This window comes from Castellaniella sp. (genome assembly GCF_041677825.1).
Classification (GTDB): domain Bacteria; phylum Pseudomonadota; class Gammaproteobacteria; order Burkholderiales; family Burkholderiaceae_B; genus Castellaniella.
On record NZ_JBAYPG010000001.1, the window covers coordinates 98,082 to 113,307 of the forward strand.

Below are 15,226 nucleotides of genomic sequence, written 5' to 3' on the forward strand. Positions count from 1 at the left end.
TTCTGGCATCGTTCGTCATTCCCAAAAGGAGCCCTCGATGGCCAAAGCAAAGAATCCTTCCGCCCAGATTGCACCGCCCAGTGGCCTGCCGATCGACATCGGGATTTCCGATCAGGATCGCGCGGCCGTGGTCACCGAACTCTCCAGGACGCTGGCCGATACCTACACCCTGTATCTGATGACACACAATTTCCACTGGAATGTCACCGGGCCCATGTTCAGCGCACTGCACAACCTGTTCATGACGCAGTACACCGAAATCTGGCAGGCACTCGATGAGATCGCCGAGCGCATCCGTGCCCTGGGGCACTATGCACCCGGCACATACGCCGAATACGCCCGGCTCAGTTCCATTGCCGAACCGACCTCCGTACCCAGCGCCGAGGGCATGCTGCAGATGCTGGTCGATGGCAATGAAGCCGTGGCCCGTACTGCGCGCGCTGCGTTTCGGGTCGCCGACGAAGTCAACGACCAGCCCACGGCCGATTTGCTCACGCAGCGGCTCGACATCCACGAGAAAAATGCCTGGATGCTGCGCAGCATGCTTGCCTGAGGCTTGCATGGTGTCCTGAAGCCCTGGCTTTCGGGGGAAAACCCTCATCCTGGGTGCTACCCGAGATGCAAGGCCTTCGTGTATTCTTTTCGGGTCATTCACAGGAGGTCTTATGAACGTACGCTTTACGCCGATGGCAGCCGCACTGGGCCTGGCCGCAGGCATGATGCTTTCTTCCGCAGCGCATGCCGACACAATCCGCATCGCGATCGCGGGGCCCTACACCGGGGCGTTGACGCAATACGGCGATATGGTCAAGGAAGGGGTGGACACCGCCATTGAAACCATCAACGCATCAGGTGGCGTACTGGGCAACCAGCTCGAGGCCGTGGTCATCGATGATGCCTGCGAACCCAAGCAAGGGCCTGTCGTGGCCAACCGTGTGGTCAACGAAAAAATCCACTACGTCGTGGGGCATGTGTGCTCCGGCGCGACCATTGCGGCCACGCCGGTGTACAACAACGAAGGCGTGGTCATGGTCACGCCATCGGCCACGTCGCCGGCGGTCACCGATGGCAAGGGTTACGACACCATCTTTCGCACCATAGGGCGCGATGACCAGCAAGGCCCTGCGGCAGCCGATTTCATCAAGAACAAGGTCAAGCCCAAGGCGGTGGCCGTGCTGCATGACAAGCAGTCGTATGGTCAGGGCATCGCGCAGGCCGTCAAGAACGATCTCGAAAAATCCGGTATCGATGTCGTGCTGTTCGAAGGCATCAACGCGGGCGATAGCGATTATTCAGCGGTCATCACCAAACTGAAATCCTCCGGGGCCGATTTCGTGTATTACGGCGGCTATCATCCAGAAATGGGCCTGTTGTTGCGCCAGGGGGCCGAACAGGGCCTGCAGGCGAAATTCATGGGCCCCGAGGGCGTGGGCAACCCCGACATCAACGCCATTGCCGGTCCGGCGGTCGAAGGCATGCTGGTCACGTTGCCGGCTGATTTCACCACGGATCCCGCCAATGCGGCCGTCGTCAAGGCGTTCAAGGACAAGAACCGTGACCCGGGCGGCGCCTTCCAGCTCACGGCCTACGCCGCGGTCGAGGCCATTGCCGATGGCATCAAGGGGGCAGGCAAGGACGACCCGGCCCAGGTGGCCGAATGGCTGCATGCCAATTCGGTCAAGACGCCCATCGGCGAGATCTCCTGGAACGATCAGGGCGATCTCGAGTCCTTCAAGTTCGACGTCTTCACCTGGCACGCCGACGGCAGCAAGTCGGTCTTCGACTGACCCTCGCTTCGGGGCGAACGCGCATTCACGTCAAAGCGTTTGCGCGTTCGCAGCAGGGCGTTCGCACTTGCACCGCCCCGAATTTGCGGTGCCGCTTGCGGCACCGCTTTTGAATTCTCGAAAATTCGCTTCAGACATCGAAGATTCGATTCACCAAGGCGCGACTTCTTTCATACAATACGCCCATGAAAGAAGAATTCACTCTGGCCCTCATTGGCGGGGGCAACATGGCCGGGGCACTCGCCAGCGGCCTCATCGGCCGGCGCTGCGCGGCTGATCATGTACACGTCATCGATCCGGTCGAGGCTACGCGAGCACACTGGCAAGGCATGGGCACCACGGTGGCCGCCACCCCCGATGCGCAGTTGGCCGCATGCCGGGTCTGGTTCTTTGCGGTCAAGCCGCAGGTCATGGCTCAGGTCGTACAGCAGTGCCGGCCCTGGCTGCAAGCCGATACGCTGGTGGTCAGCATCGCGGCGGGCATCCCTGCGCAGGCACTGGCCCAGTGGCTGGGCACGCCCGGGCAGCCGTTTTCCCGCGTGGTACGCTGCATGCCCAATACGCCAGCCCTGATCGCCGCCGGCATTACCGGCATGATGGCACTCGGCGGGGTCGATCAGGCAGATCGCGAACTGGCGCAAGATCTGCTGTCGGCGGTGGGCGAGGTCCTGTGGGTCGCCGATGACGCCGCGATCGACGCCGTCACCGCGGTATCCGGCAGTGGCCCGGCCTACGTGTTCCTGTTTCTCGAAGCCCTGATCCAGGCTGGCATGCAGCAGGGCCTGTCGGCCGATCAGGCGCGCAAGCTGGCGCTGGCCACGTTCAACGGCGCCACGCAACTGGCCGGCCTGTCACCCGACTCACCGGCCATTCTGCGCGAGCGCGTGACCTCGAAGGGCGGCACCACGGCGGCGGCCCTCGAAGTCTTCATGGCGCATGATCAGGCAAAGATCATTCATCAGGCGGTGGCTGCGGCCACGCGCCGGGCCCGTGAACTTGCCGGCCAGTACGCGCCATGAGCCATTTCCACGCCATGTCGCTGCGCCAGTTCGCGATCGCATTCGCCTGTATGGTCGCCATTGTCGTGGGCTCCAATATCCTGGTGCAATACCCGATCAATCCGTGGCTCACCTGGGGCGCCATCACCTATCCGGTGTCGTTCCTGGTGACCGATGTGCTCAACAGGCGCTTTGGGCCGCGGGCGGCCCGCAGGGTGGTGTATGGCGGCTTTGTGGCGGCACTGGTCGTGTCGATCTGGCTGGCCAGCCCACGCATTGCGCTGGCCTCGGGCAGCGCCTTTCTGATCGCCCAACTGACCGACATCACGATCTTCAACCGCCTGCGCCATCAACGCTGGTGGCGCGCGCCGTTCATCGGCGGTGCGATCGCAGCCGTATTCGATACGGTGGCCTTCTTCGCCATCGCCTTTGCCGGTACCGATGTTCCGTGGCCTACGCTGCTGGTCGGTGACCTGGCCGTCAAATTGCTGGTGAATCTGCTCATGCTGGCACCATTCAGGGCCCTGATGTGGAACCTGGCCCGTCCTGCTGCCTGAAGAAGCACACGCCCCGCCGCCGAAGGGCCCAGGAGACCGGCAAGAATTAGGGATTAACCGTAGTGACAGGACGCTACCGCAGCCCTCAGAATACGCCTGCCGCTCAGGGCGGAAAGCAATCACACAGGCTTGGTGCCCCTGGCCATGTCCCTAAAAGGGTTCTCGTTCAGCCAGCGGCGCCTCTACCGGAGACTACCGAATGAAGCTTACGTTGCGCATCACTCCCATACTGCTTGCTTTTGGCGCCATGGCGCTGGCTGCGGGCACCCAGGCCGAAACCCTCAAGATCGGCATCCCGCAGCCCATGACGGGTCCCAACACCCAATATGGCGACCAGATCCAGGCCGGCGCACTGACTGCCATCGATGCCATGAACGAGGCCGGCGGCATCAAGGGCATGCAGATCGAAGCGCTGCTCATCGATGACGGCTGCGAACCCAAGCAGGCCGTGCCAGCGGCCAATCGGGTGGTCAACTCCGGGGCACAGTTCGCTGTGGCCCATGCCTGCTCCGGCACCACAGTGCCGGCCGTGAACGTGTATGAGCAGGAAGGCATCGTAGCCATCACACCGGGTGCCACATCACCCCTGGTCACCGACACGATCAAGCCGCATTATTTCTTCCGCACCATCGGGCGTGATGATCAGCAAGGGCCATTCGCCGGCCGGTACATCATCGAGCAGCTCAAGCCGCAGAAAGTGGCCATCCTGCACGACAAGCAGACCTACGGCTCCGGGGTCGCCACGCAGGTGCAGAAAACCCTCGAACAAGGCGGCATCAACATTGCCATGTTCGAAGGCATCAACGTGGGTGACAGCGATTATTCGGCCGTCATCTCCAAGCTCAAGGCACTGGGCCCCGATCTGGTCTATTTCGGCGGCTACCACCCCGAACTCGGCCTGCTGCTGCGCCAGGCGCGCGAGCAGGGGCTGGCGGTCCAGTTCATGGGCCCCGAAGGGGTGGCCAACAAGGATCTCGCGGCCATCGCCGGGCCGGCCATCGACAGGCTCCTCACCACGCTGCCGGCCGATTTCACCAAGCGTGAAGGCAACGAAGCGGTCCTCGAGCAGTTCAAGAAGTACAACCGCAGCCCGGATGGGGCCTTCACCATGACCGCCTACGCGGCCATGCAGATCCTGGCCGACGCCATCAACGCGGTCGGCACCGATCCCGCCAAGGTGGCCGACTACATGCACGAGAACAGCTTCGACACCGTGATCGGCAAGGTCGACTACGATGCCAAGGGTGATCTCAAACAGTTCGAATTTGCCGTGTTCCAATGGGACGCCGACGGCAACATGACCCAGATCCAGCCCTGACGGGCCCGGACAGCCCCGGTGCATGCCGGGGCATCTACCACCCGGGCCCGTGCAAGGGCCGGGTGTCTTCCCGTTCAACCCCGAGCCATCATGTCCGACCTGCTCCCCCTATTGACGCAACAGTTGTTCAACGGCCTGTCGCTGGGTGCCATCTATGCCTTGATCGCCATTGGCTACACCATGGTGTATGGCATCATTGGCATGATCAATTTCGCTCACGGCGAAATCTACATGATCGGGGCCTACGTGGGGCTGGTCACGCTCTCGGCCATTGGCATCGGCAGTGGCGTTCCCATCCCCCTGATGATTCTGGCCATGCTGGTGGTGGCCGTGCTGGTCACTGCGGTCTATGGCTTCGCGGTTGAAAAAATCGCCTATGCGCCGTTGCGCAACAGCCCGCGCCTGGTGCCCCTGATCTCGGCCATCGGGATGTCGATTTTCCTGCAGAACTGGGTGGCCACAGGGCAGGGGGCCCGCGACATGGCCGTACCGTCGCTGGTCACCGGGTCACTCGAATTCACCATGGGTGCCAGCGACTTCACCGTGACGGCGCCTTATTCGCGCATCATGATCATTCTCGTCACCATCGTGATGATGATCGGCCTGTCCCTGTTCATCAAGTATTCCCGCACAGGCCAGGCCTCGCGGGCCTGCTCGCAGGATCTCAGGATGGCCAATCTGCTGGGCATCGATACCAGCCGAATCATTTCCATCACCTTCGTCATCGGGGCCATGCTGGCTGCCGTCGGTGGCGTACTGATCGCACTGGCCATCGGCAAGCTCAATCCTTTCATCGGCTTCATCGCTGGCATCAAGGCCTTCACGGCAGCCGTGCTGGGTGGCATCGGCAGCATCCCCGGCGCCATGTTGGGCGGGGTGCTGCTGGGTCTGGCAGAAACCTTTGCGGCGGCGTTCATTTCCTCACAGTACAAGGACATCGTCGCGTTCATGTTGCTCGTGCTGATTCTGCTGTTCCGTCCCACAGGGCTGCTGGGCAAACCCGAGGTCGAGAAAGTCTGATGAGTCAAACGATCAAAAACGCCCTGGTTGCGGCCCTGATGGCCGGGGTCATCATTGCACCGGTGTTTGGCCTGCAAATCCTGCGCCGGGGCCAGGAAACCTACCTGCAGCCCGACTGGAAGATGATCATTGGCGGCATGCTGATCATCTTTGTGGTCCAGATGCTGCGTCCGCTGTGGAAGCGCCGAAAGACGGGCACGAAGCGTCTGCAGATCCCGGCGATCACGGATTCCATACGGCGCAAGGTGATACTGGTATTGGTGCTGTTCGCATTGGTCTGGCCATTTTTCACTGGCCGGGCACAGGTGGACATCGCCACGCTGGTGCTGATCTACGTCATGCTCGGCCTGGGCCTGAACATCGTGGTGGGCTATGCCGGGCTGCTCGACCTGGGTTTTGTGGGTTTCTATGCCGTCGGGGCCTACACCTACGCCTTGCTCTACCATTGGCTGGGCTGGTCATTCTGGGAAGCACTGCCTTTTTCCGGGATGGTATCGGCCTTTTTCGGCTATATCCTGGGCTTCCCCGTATTGCGCCTGCGGGGCGATTACCTCGCCATCGTCACCCTGGGCTTTGGCGAGATCATCCGCCTGCTGCTCATCAACCTGTATGACTTCACGGGGGGGCCCGATGGGGTCTCGGGGATTCCCAAGCCGTCATTCCTGGGCTACCAGCTCACACGCCGCTCGCTCGATGGCACGCCCACGTTCCATGAGGCGTTCGGGATCCCGTTCAATAGCGAACACGTGGTCATCTACCTCTATCTGCTGGCGCTCATTCTGGTGCTCATTACCTTGTTCGTCACCAGCCGGCTCATCCGCATGCCGATCGGGCGCGCCTGGGAGGCGCTGCGCGAAGACGAGATCGCCTGTCGCTCCCTGGGCCTGAACCCGCGCAACATCAAGCTGTCGGCCTTCACCATGGGCGCAATGTTTGCAGGGTTTGGCGGCGCCTTTTTCGCGGCGCGCCAGGGCCTGGTCAATCCGGAATCATTCACCTTCATCGAATCCGCCCTGATTCTGGCGATCGTGGTGCTCGGGGGCATGGGCTCGCAGGTCGGTGTGATCCTGGCCGCGGTGCTGCTCACTGTGGTGCCGGAACTCGCGCGCGAATTTGCCGAATACCGGATGCTGATCTTCGGTCTGGTCATGGTGGTCATGATGGTCTGGCGGCCGCAGGGTCTGTTGCCCATGAAACGCCCGCAAGTGGAACTGGAATCATGAGCGATACACTGCTGAGCGTGAGTGCGCTGACCATGCGTTTTGGTGGCCTGCTGGCCGTCGATCAGGTCGGATTCGATGTACGTCGTGACGAGGTCTTTGCCATCATCGGGCCCAATGGCGCCGGGAAAACAACGGTGTTCAACTGCGTGGGTGGATTCTACAAACCCACCACCGGCGCCATCACCATGGATGGGCAGCCGATCACGGGCCTGCCCAGTCACAGGGTGGCACGCCATGGCCTGGTGCGGACGTTCCAGAATGTGCGTCTGTTCAAGAGCCTCACCGTACTCGAAAACCTGCTGGTGGCGCAGCATACGCACATGGAAACCGGCTTGTTGCAAGGCCTTCTGAAACTGCCTTCTTTTCGCCATTCCGAAACCGAGGCCAAGCAGCGCGCTGTTCAATGGCTCGATTTCATGGGCATACGGCAGTATGCCAACCGCGAGGCGGGCAACCTGGCCTATGGCCACCAGAGACGGCTGGAAATCGCACGCTGCATGATCACCAGGCCGCGCCTGCTGATGCTCGACGAACCGGCCGCCGGTCTGAACCCCCAGGAAAAGCGCGACCTCCAGGTACTGATCGATCAGTTGCGCCACGAATACAACGTCGCCGTGCTGCTCATCGAGCACGACATGAGCCTGGTCATGGGGGTATCGGACCGCATTCTGGTGATGGAGCACGGCAAGCCGATCATGACCGGCCTGCCTGATGACGTGCGTCGCGACCCACGGGTCATCAAGGCTTACCTGGGGGAATGACCGTGCTCAAGCTTGAAAATGTCAGTACGTTCTATGGCGCCATCCAGGCACTCAATGACGTGTCGGTCGAGGTCAATCAGGGCGAGATCGTCACGCTGATCGGCGCCAATGGTGCAGGCAAGACCACCTTGCTCATGTCCGTCTGCGGCAACCCCAGGGTGAGTTCAGGCCGGATCACCTTCCTGGGTGAAGACATCACCCACCTGCCCACGCATGTCATCATGCAGATGGGCATGGCCATATCCCCCGAAGGGCGGCGCGTGTTTCCCGATCTCACCGTCCACGAGAACCTGAACATGGGGGCGTTTTTCCTGAATCGCAGCCAGACCGAAGACAGCATGGCCCATGTGTTCGAGCTGTTTCCACGCCTGGAAGAACGCGCCAGCCAGCGCGCAGGGACCATGTCGGGTGGCGAACAGCAGATGCTGGCCATTGGGCGGGCCCTCATGACGCGCCCGAAACTGCTGCTGCTGGATGAACCCACGCTGGGTCTGGCGCCCCTGATCATTGCACAGATCTTCGACATCATACGCACCATTCGCGATGAAGGCGTGACCGTGTTTCTGGTTGAGCAAAATGCCAACAAGGCCCTGCAGGTCGCCGATCGGGGCTACGTCCTCGAGACGGGTCAGGTCGTGATGGCCGACACGGGGGCCAATCTGCTGGTGAACGACGATGTGCGCAAGGCCTACCTGGGGGCCTGATCGAGCACCCAACTCAGGCCAGATCCTGCGCGGCAAGCGCGGCCTGTACGCCGGGGTCGCGCTCCATGCGGGCATGGAAGCGGGTGAGCTCGGCGAAGTCGTCCACGGGGACCCCTTTGGCGTGCGCCCAGCGCAACAGGACATACAGGTAAGGATCGGCCACCGAGCGTTTGCCGGTGAGCCAATCACGCCCGCGCAGCTGGTCATTGGCGATGGCAAAGAAGCTGCGCAGCATTTCGGTGGCCTTGGCCGATACCGCCCGGGCGGCCGCCTCATCGCCAGCGGTGAACAGGGGGGCCTTGAAGACCAGGCCGAATGTCCGGTGTATGTCGGAATTGCAGAAACTGAGCCAGCGCCGGGTTTCCGCGCGGCCGATGGGATCATTGCCAAGCAGATCGGCTTCGGGGTTCAGTTCGGCCAGGTATTCGAGTATGGCGGCGCTTTGCGTGAGGACGAAATCGCCATCGACCAGCGTGGGGACCAGCCCTTCGGGGTTGAGTGCGAGATAGGCGGGTTCTTTGGTTTCTTCGCGGGTAAGCCGTTGGGTATCATAGGGCTTGCCTATCCATTCGAGCACGATGTGGGTGACCAGGGGACAGGCACCGGGAAAATAATAAAGCTTCATCTGGGTTCCAATTGGGGCGTGAGCAACAGGATATGTTATACCACTGGCCAGCTGTCACTGGCATGTCGCCTGGGCGCATCAAACTGACAGGCGGGTCGCGCGTCGGTTAGACTACAGGCCATCGCTGCATTCCACGACTTTTGTTTCTGCCATGTCTGACGCTTTGCGCATTGCCATCAATGGCTACGGAAGAATAGGGCGCTGCGTTCTGCGTGCGCTGTTCGAATCATCCTACCGGCAGAACATGCAGATCGTGGCCATCAACGAGCCGGCCGATCTCGATGCGATGGTGCATCTGACCCGTTTCGATTCCACGCATGGCCCCTTTCCCGGTACGGTCGAGACCCAGGGCGATGCCATGGTGATCAACGGCCAGCGCATCGCCATCAACCATGCGCTGGCGCCCGAAGGGGTACCCTGGGATGACCTGGGGCTCGACGTGCTGCTCGAATGCTCGGGGCATTATTCGACTCGCCCGCAACTCGAGCGGTTCGTCACGGCCGGTTGCCCCAGGGTGCTGGTGTCGCATCCCGCACAGGGTGCCGACGACGTGGACCACACCGTGGTCTACGGCATCAACGAAAATGGCCTGGGCAGCCACCAGAAGATTGTCTCGGCCGCATCCTGCACCACCAATGCCAGTGTGCCGGTGCTCGACATCCTCGAGCGGCATCTTGGGGTGCACAGCGTGATGCTCAGTACGCTGCACTCGGTCATGAACGACCAACCCATGATCGATGGCTATCACCATACCGACCTGCGCCGCACGCGCTCGGCCATGCAATCCATCATTCCGGTGGCCACCGGTCTGGCTGCCGGCGTAGAACGGCTCCTGCCCCATCTGGCGGGCCGGATCCAGGCGAAGGCCATACGCGTACCGATCCACAATGTATCCGCGATCGATCTGGTGGCGCACCTGAAGCAGCACACGACAGCCCGGGCGCTGAACGCTCTGTTCGAAGAGGCCGCCCACGTACAGCCCGATCTGTTCGCGTGCACGCGCCAGCCGCATGCATCCGTGGATTTCGTGCACGATCCGCATTCCGTGATCATCGACCTGGGCCAGACCAGCGTCAACCAGGGGCATTTTGCGAACCTGCTGCTCTGGTTCGACAATGAATGGGGTTTTGCCCGTCGCATGCTCGATGTCGCCAGCGCATGGGCGCGCTGTTTCAAGGCCGGGCCATCATGACGGCAGTGGCCTGTCCCTGGTCCCGATTTTCATTGCCTGAATCATTTTTTTCTCCAGGAGTTCTCCATCATGGCTGACTGCCGCACTGAAACAGATTCGATGGGCGCCGTCGAGGTCCCCGCGACGCATTACTGGGGGGCGCAAACCCAGCGCTCCATCGAGAACTTTCCCATTGGCGTCGATCGATTTCGCTGGCAGTCACCGATGATCCGTGCGCTGGGGATCCTGAAGAAGGCGGCCGCCCTGGCCAACGCAGAGCTCGGCGAATTGCCGGAAGAGATCGCCGCGCTGATCGTCCAGGCCGCAGATGAGGTCATCGACGGCCGGCATGATGGCGAATTCCCGCTGGTGGTGTTCCAGACCGGATCGGGTACGCAATCCAACATGAATGCCAACGAGGTGATTTCCAACCGGGGGATCGAACTGGCAGGCGGCAAAATGGGCTCCAAGGCACCGGTCCACCCGAATGATCATGTGAATCGTGGCCAGTCATCCAATGACACGTTTCCCACGGCCATGCACATCGCTGTGGCCAGTGAGCTTCAAAGCCGATTCTTTCCGGCCATCCGCACCCTGCGCGATACACTGGCTGCCAAGGCTCACGAAACCGGGCAGATCGTGAAGACCGGCCGTACGCATTTGCAGGATGCCACGCCCATCACCGTAGGCCAGGAAATCAGCGCCTGGGTGGCGCAGATCGATTTTGCGCTCGAATGCGTGCAACTTGCCTTGCCAGGCATCCATAGCCTGGCGATCGGCGGTACCGCCGTTGGCACCGGCCTGAACGCACACCCCGAGTTCGGCGCGCGTGCGGCCGCCCATATCGCCGCACTCACGGGCCAGCCCTTTGTGAGCGCAGAGAACAAGTTCTTTGCACTTTCGGCCCATGACGCCCTGGTGAATCTGTCGGCGGCCTTGCGTACGCTGGCCGGCGCGCTCATGAAGATCGCCAATGACGTGCGCTGGCTGGCAAGTGGCCCACGCTGTGGTATTGGCGAACTGGACATTCCCGAGAATGAACCCGGTTCGTCCATCATGCCGGGCAAGGTCAATCCCACCCAGTGCGAAGCCCTCACCATGGTCTGTGTTCAGGTCTACGGCAACGATGCGGCGGTGGCATTTGCCGGCTCGCAGGGCAATTTCCAGCTCAATGTGTACAAGCCGGTCATGGTGCACAATGTGCTCGAGAGCATCGAATTGCTGGCCGATGCCTGCCTTTCGTTCAATGCGCATTGTGCCGTGGGCATCGAACCCAATCTCCGGCGCATCGAGAGCAACCTCGAAAAGAATCTGATGCTGGTCACGGCCCTGAATCGTCACATTGGCTACGACAAGGCCGCGGCCATCGCCAAAAAGGCCCACAAAGAGTCCAGCACCTTGCGCGAGGCTGCCCTGGCGCTGGGTTTTCTGACCGATGCGCAGTACGATGAATGGATAGTGCCCCTGGACATGACCCATCCCAGCACGGCCTGAGGCCGATGATCCGATGCAGATCGTCCCGATCCTTGCGCCAGGCTGGGCCCGGCAGCGCGTCAGGCGCTTCGGGCATTGCGGGTCGAACCGGTTCTTCATCCCGGGGCAGGGGATACGGACATGGCAAACACGATACACATCAAACGGGCCTATGAAGCGCCCGACGATACCGACGGCCTGCGCGTGCTGGTCGACCGCCTGTGGCCACGCGGGCTTTCCAAGGCTACATTCAGATACGACCTCTGGTGCAAGGATCTGGCCCCCAGCACGGCGCTGCGCACGTGGTTTGGCCACAAGCCCCAACGCTGGGACGGCTTTCGGCAGGATTATCTCAAGGAACTGCAGACACCCGAAGTCCAGCAGCGCCTGAAGATGCTGCTGGATCAGGCTGGGGATCGATCCCTGACCTTGCTGTATGCTGCCCGTGACACGGAGCACAATCAGGCAGTGGTCCTGGCCGATGTCCTGCGAACCTTGCAGGCATGATCCAGCTGGAAGCGCAGACAGAAACAAAGACGGCAAGGGCAGGGGGCGCAGGGCGGCGGCCGGTTTCGCAGGCCCATGGTTCGGGCACTCATGGTTCAGGTGATACATGCTGCTGATCTATTTTGGTTCACAATCCGCATGGGCACTGGGCCTGATGCTGCTGATCTTCGTGCTGGCGGCGGTGATCGCGATCCAGGCCCAGCGCCAGAGGGCTCAGGCCGGTAACGAAGAACTGCCCGGCATGATGGGCGAGGTCACCCAGGACACCGATCTGCGTGGTCGCGGCTGGGCCCTGGTGCGCGGTGAGGTCTGGCAGATCCGGGCCCGCGTGCCACTGAAAACCGGGCAGGCGATCCAGGTGCGCAGTGTGCAGGGCCTGGTACTGCAGGTCGAGCCGTCAGGCGATTCCAACGAGATCACAGAGGTACTGTCATGATGTTCCTGAATATGGGCTCCTTCATCAGCCTGATCGTACTGGTTTTCCTTTTTACCGTGCTGCTCCGGCTGTTCAGGATTTTGCGCGAATACGAGCGGGGGGTCATTTTTACGCTCGGCCGGTATGGGGGCACCAAGGGGCCCGGGCTGATCATCGTGATTCCTTTCCTGCAGCAGCTGGTGCGGGTGGATACCCGCGTGGTCACCATGGACGTGCAGCCGCAAGACGTGATCTCGCGCGACAACGTGTCGGTGCGAGTCAATGCCGTGGTGTATTTCAGGGTGGTGGACCCGGCCAAGGCCATCATCCAGGTCGAGCAATACTACGAAGCCACCAGTCAACTGGCGCAGACGACCTTGCGTGCGGTGCTGGGCAAGCACGAACTCGACGAGATGCTGACCGAACGCGAAAAGCTGAATACCGATGTGCAGACCATTCTCGATGCCCAGACCGATGGCTGGGGCATCAAGGTCACCAATGTGGAAATCAAGCACATCGACCTGAACGAGACCATGATCCGTGCCATGGCGCGCCAGGCCGAAGCCGAGCGCGAGCGGCGCGCCAAGGTCATCCATGCCGAGGGCGAACTGCAGGCCTCCAGGGCGCTGGCTCAAGCCGCCACCATCCTGGCCAGTGAACCGTCTGCCATGCAGCTGCGCTACCTCGATACCCTGACCCAGGTGGCAGGCGACAAGTCATCGACCCTGGTGTTTCCCATCCCCATCGATCTGCTGGCCGGCTTCATGCCGCAGCACGGTGCTGCGCCTCGGCCAGGAGCTGGCCCAGTATCGCGCCCACGCGCAAATCTTCAGCCTGCCCCAGATGGTTCAGACGAACCCGCCCCAGATCATCCAGAATGAGCAGAGTAGGGGTGCCTTCGAGCCGCCAGGCCTGCATGGTCTGCGGGATGGGCTGACCCTGCAGGCCCGGCATGTCCATCCCTACCGGAAAGTGGATGCGGTACTCGTGGATGAACGCCCTGAGTGCGACTTCGGTCATGGCGTCATGGTGCTCGAACACGGTGTGCAGGCCCACGACCTGCAGCCGGTCGGGCGGAAATGCCTGGTGAATGGCCTTGGCCTGGGGAATGCCGTGCGCCACGCAGCCCGGGCACAGCATCTGGAACGTATGGATCACCACCACCTTGCCACGCAGGCCATCGAGAGAGGGCGCAGCAGCGTCGCCAGGCCAGTTGAGCCAGGTCTGCACAGACCACTCTGGCAGCGCATGCCCTGATGTCATCGTCGTGTTCCCAACAGCATATTCAATCACCATCATAAACCAGCAGCGTCCCGGACGCTTCCACTTGGCAGAAAACCGGACATTTCCATTCAGCCTTGACAGTCGGCGCCTTGCGTTCGATCGAGACCGATCCGGCGCAGTTCGCGCACACCGGTGGCATCCGGCAGGATCCGTGCCCGGCAGTGCGGGATTGCAATACCAATACGGCGCGCATGCCTATCTTTCAATACCCGGGTCAGTCGTGGTGTAATGGAGCCTGTTCAATCCGTTCATAATCTGGATACTTTGGAGACCCTGCCCATGAAATTTTCCGTTGTTGCACTGAGCCTGTCCTTGATGGCTGCCGGATCTGCCGCCCAGGCAGCACCTGATTTTGCGCAGGTCAACACCATCCTGACCAACAATGCCTGCCTGGCGTGCCATGCCGTCGACAAGAAAGTCATCGGCCCCGCTTACGAAGAAGTGGCTGCCAAGCACAAGGGGCAGGCCGATGCAGCGGCCGTGCTCACCAAGCACATCAAGGAAGGCAGCTCCGGGGTCTATGGGCCGATTCCCATGCCCCCCAACGTGGGCATCTCCGATGCCGACATTGCAGTCGTGGTCGAATGGCTGGTCGCGGGTGCACCGCACTGATATCCGGCAGACCACTGTTTGCTAAAATGCAGCGCCAGCCATCAGGGCTGGCGCTTTTTTTGGCATGATCGCGTTCTGCGGCCAGCCGTCCGGATGCGAGCTCTGTGCGATCGGTGGACTGAATCGAAATGGATGCATTCTGGGTGTGCGTCGGTGTAGTGGCGCTGGGCGAAATGGGCGACAAGACCCAACTGCTGGCCATGGTGCTGGCAGCGCGATTCCACCGGTCAGGCCTGATCTGCTTCGGCATCTTTCTGGCTACGCTGCTGAACCATCTTCTCGCCGGTCTGGTCGGCCAGACCATCGCCCACTGGTTCGATCCCGACATACTCACGTGGGTGCTTGGCCTGTCCTTCCTGGTGATGGCGGGCTGGCTGCTGTTTCCGGATCGCATTCAGACACTCGGGCCGCTGCGCGGCACAGGGATCCTGTGGACCACCATCCTGATGTTCTTCCTGGCCGAAATGGGCGACAAGACCCAGATCGCCACGGTGGCGCTCGCGGCGCGCTTCGACAGTCTTGCGCTCGTGGTGGCAGGCAGTACGCTGGGCATGATGCTGGCCAACGTGCCCGCAGTCTATCTGGGCGCACGCCTGACGAACCGCCTGCCGCTGGCCTGGGTCAGGGCGGGCGCCGCCTTGCTGTTTGCAGGGCTGGGCGTGGCGACCTTGCTGGCGGGCACCTCGTGGCTTCAATAGCAAGCGGATCCATTACTTGACATAATATACATTATGCGCATTTCAGCCCAACGCTCGGATCCTGATATCATCG

18 protein-coding genes are annotated in these 15,226 nt (G+C 61.6%); 16 read left to right on the forward strand and 2 right to left on the reverse strand.

Features of this window, described 5'->3' with window-relative positions; all coding sequences use genetic code 11:
* Positions 1 to 37 precede the first annotated feature (37 nt).
* The 9 genes from WCY17_RS00410 to WCY17_RS00450 all read left to right on the forward strand — a co-directional run bounded on the left by WCY17_RS00410 (position 38) and on the right by WCY17_RS00450 (position 8,368).
* On the forward strand, positions 38 to 553 hold the full coding sequence (locus WCY17_RS00410; RefSeq protein WP_372700184.1) for a Dps family protein: 516 nt from the start codon (positions 38 to 40) through the stop codon (positions 551 to 553).
* Positions 554 to 665: 112 nt separating this feature from the next.
* Positions 666 to 1,787: a branched-chain amino acid ABC transporter substrate-binding protein gene (locus WCY17_RS00415; RefSeq protein WP_372700185.1), complete on the forward strand. Its 1,122-nt coding sequence runs from the start codon at positions 666 to 668 to the stop codon at positions 1,785 to 1,787.
* A 185-nt stretch (positions 1,788 to 1,972) separates the two neighbouring features.
* Complete coding sequence (gene proC / locus WCY17_RS00420; protein WP_372700186.1) at positions 1,973 to 2,806, forward strand: pyrroline-5-carboxylate reductase; 834 nt, start codon at positions 1,973 to 1,975, stop codon at positions 2,804 to 2,806.
* A complete protein-coding gene (locus tag WCY17_RS00425; RefSeq protein ID WP_372700187.1) occupies positions 2,803 to 3,342 on the forward strand; it encodes a VUT family protein in 540 nt (179 codons plus the stop codon). The genes proC and WCY17_RS00425 overlap by 4 nt, the downstream gene beginning before the upstream one ends.
* A gap of 199 nt (positions 3,343 to 3,541) precedes the next feature.
* Positions 3,542 to 4,660, forward strand: a complete 1,119-nt coding sequence (locus tag WCY17_RS00430; protein WP_372700188.1) for a high-affinity branched-chain amino acid ABC transporter substrate-binding protein — start codon at positions 3,542 to 3,544, stop codon at positions 4,658 to 4,660.
* A gap of 90 nt (positions 4,661 to 4,750) precedes the next feature.
* Positions 4,751 to 5,680 carry a high-affinity branched-chain amino acid ABC transporter permease LivH gene (gene livH, locus WCY17_RS00435; RefSeq protein WP_372700189.1) on the forward strand — a complete coding sequence of 310 codons (930 nt, stop codon included), beginning with the start codon at positions 4,751 to 4,753 and terminating at the stop codon, positions 5,678 to 5,680.
* On the forward strand, positions 5,680 to 6,903 hold the full coding sequence (livM, locus tag WCY17_RS00440; protein ID WP_372700190.1) for a high-affinity branched-chain amino acid ABC transporter permease LivM: 1,224 nt from the start codon (positions 5,680 to 5,682) through the stop codon (positions 6,901 to 6,903). Before livH ends, livM begins: the two co-directional genes overlap by 1 nt.
* Complete coding sequence (gene livG, locus WCY17_RS00445; protein WP_372700191.1) at positions 6,900 to 7,664, forward strand: high-affinity branched-chain amino acid ABC transporter ATP-binding protein LivG; 765 nt, start codon at positions 6,900 to 6,902, stop codon at positions 7,662 to 7,664. Before livM ends, livG begins: the two co-directional genes overlap by 4 nt.
* 2 nt (positions 7,665 to 7,666) lie before the next feature.
* The gene (locus WCY17_RS00450) at positions 7,667 to 8,368 is read left to right on the forward strand and encodes an ABC transporter ATP-binding protein (RefSeq protein ID WP_372700192.1); all 702 of its coding nucleotides are present in this window, start codon (positions 7,667 to 7,669) and stop codon (positions 8,366 to 8,368) included.
* Between the two features lie 13 nt (positions 8,369 to 8,381).
* On the opposite strand, the gene WCY17_RS00455 is transcribed toward WCY17_RS00450, so the two are convergent.
* Entirely contained in the window at positions 8,382 to 8,993 is a 612-nt protein-coding gene (locus WCY17_RS00455) for a glutathione S-transferase family protein (RefSeq protein WP_372700193.1), read from the reverse strand.
* A 151-nt stretch (positions 8,994 to 9,144) separates the two neighbouring features.
* Between WCY17_RS00455 and WCY17_RS00460 the strand changes: the two genes are divergently transcribed.
* From WCY17_RS00460 to WCY17_RS00480, 5 genes are all read left to right on the forward strand, one after another.
* On the forward strand, positions 9,145 to 10,185 hold the full coding sequence (locus tag WCY17_RS00460; protein WP_372700194.1) for a type I glyceraldehyde-3-phosphate dehydrogenase: 1,041 nt from the start codon (positions 9,145 to 9,147) through the stop codon (positions 10,183 to 10,185).
* Positions 10,186 to 10,254: 69 nt separating this feature from the next.
* Positions 10,255 to 11,658, forward strand: coding sequence for a class II fumarate hydratase (fumC, locus tag WCY17_RS00465; protein ID WP_372700195.1), 1,404 nt, complete (start codon positions 10,255 to 10,257; stop codon positions 11,656 to 11,658).
* Positions 11,659 to 11,778: 120 nt separating this feature from the next.
* Positions 11,779 to 12,144 carry a DUF488 domain-containing protein gene (locus tag WCY17_RS00470; RefSeq protein WP_372700196.1) on the forward strand — a complete coding sequence of 122 codons (366 nt, stop codon included), beginning with the start codon at positions 11,779 to 11,781 and terminating at the stop codon, positions 12,142 to 12,144.
* A gap of 106 nt (positions 12,145 to 12,250) precedes the next feature.
* Positions 12,251 to 12,580 (forward strand): NfeD family protein, encoded by a 330-nt coding sequence (locus WCY17_RS00475; RefSeq protein WP_372700197.1) that lies wholly within the window; start codon positions 12,251 to 12,253, stop codon positions 12,578 to 12,580.
* Positions 12,580 to 13,440, forward strand: coding sequence for a slipin family protein (locus tag WCY17_RS00480; RefSeq protein ID WP_372700306.1), 861 nt, complete (start codon positions 12,580 to 12,582; stop codon positions 13,438 to 13,440). The genes WCY17_RS00475 and WCY17_RS00480 overlap by 1 nt, the downstream gene beginning before the upstream one ends.
* On the opposite strand, the gene WCY17_RS00485 is transcribed toward WCY17_RS00480, so the two are convergent.
* Positions 13,322 to 13,822: a TlpA disulfide reductase family protein gene (locus tag WCY17_RS00485; protein ID WP_372700198.1), complete on the reverse strand. Its 501-nt coding sequence runs from the start codon at positions 13,820 to 13,822 to the stop codon at positions 13,322 to 13,324. The two genes, WCY17_RS00480 and WCY17_RS00485, sit on opposite strands and share 119 nt — an antisense overlap.
* A gap of 300 nt (positions 13,823 to 14,122) precedes the next feature.
* Here WCY17_RS00485 and WCY17_RS00490 point away from each other — a divergent pair, with 300 nt between their 5' ends.
* Together WCY17_RS00490 and WCY17_RS00495 are read left to right on the forward strand one after the other, a co-directional pair.
* Complete coding sequence (locus WCY17_RS00490; protein WP_372700199.1) at positions 14,123 to 14,455, forward strand: c-type cytochrome; 333 nt, start codon at positions 14,123 to 14,125, stop codon at positions 14,453 to 14,455.
* Between the two features lie 128 nt (positions 14,456 to 14,583).
* On the forward strand, positions 14,584 to 15,153 hold the full coding sequence (locus WCY17_RS00495) for a TMEM165/GDT1 family protein (protein ID WP_372700200.1): 570 nt from the start codon (positions 14,584 to 14,586) through the stop codon (positions 15,151 to 15,153).
* The last annotated feature ends 73 nt before the right edge of the window (positions 15,154 to 15,226 follow it).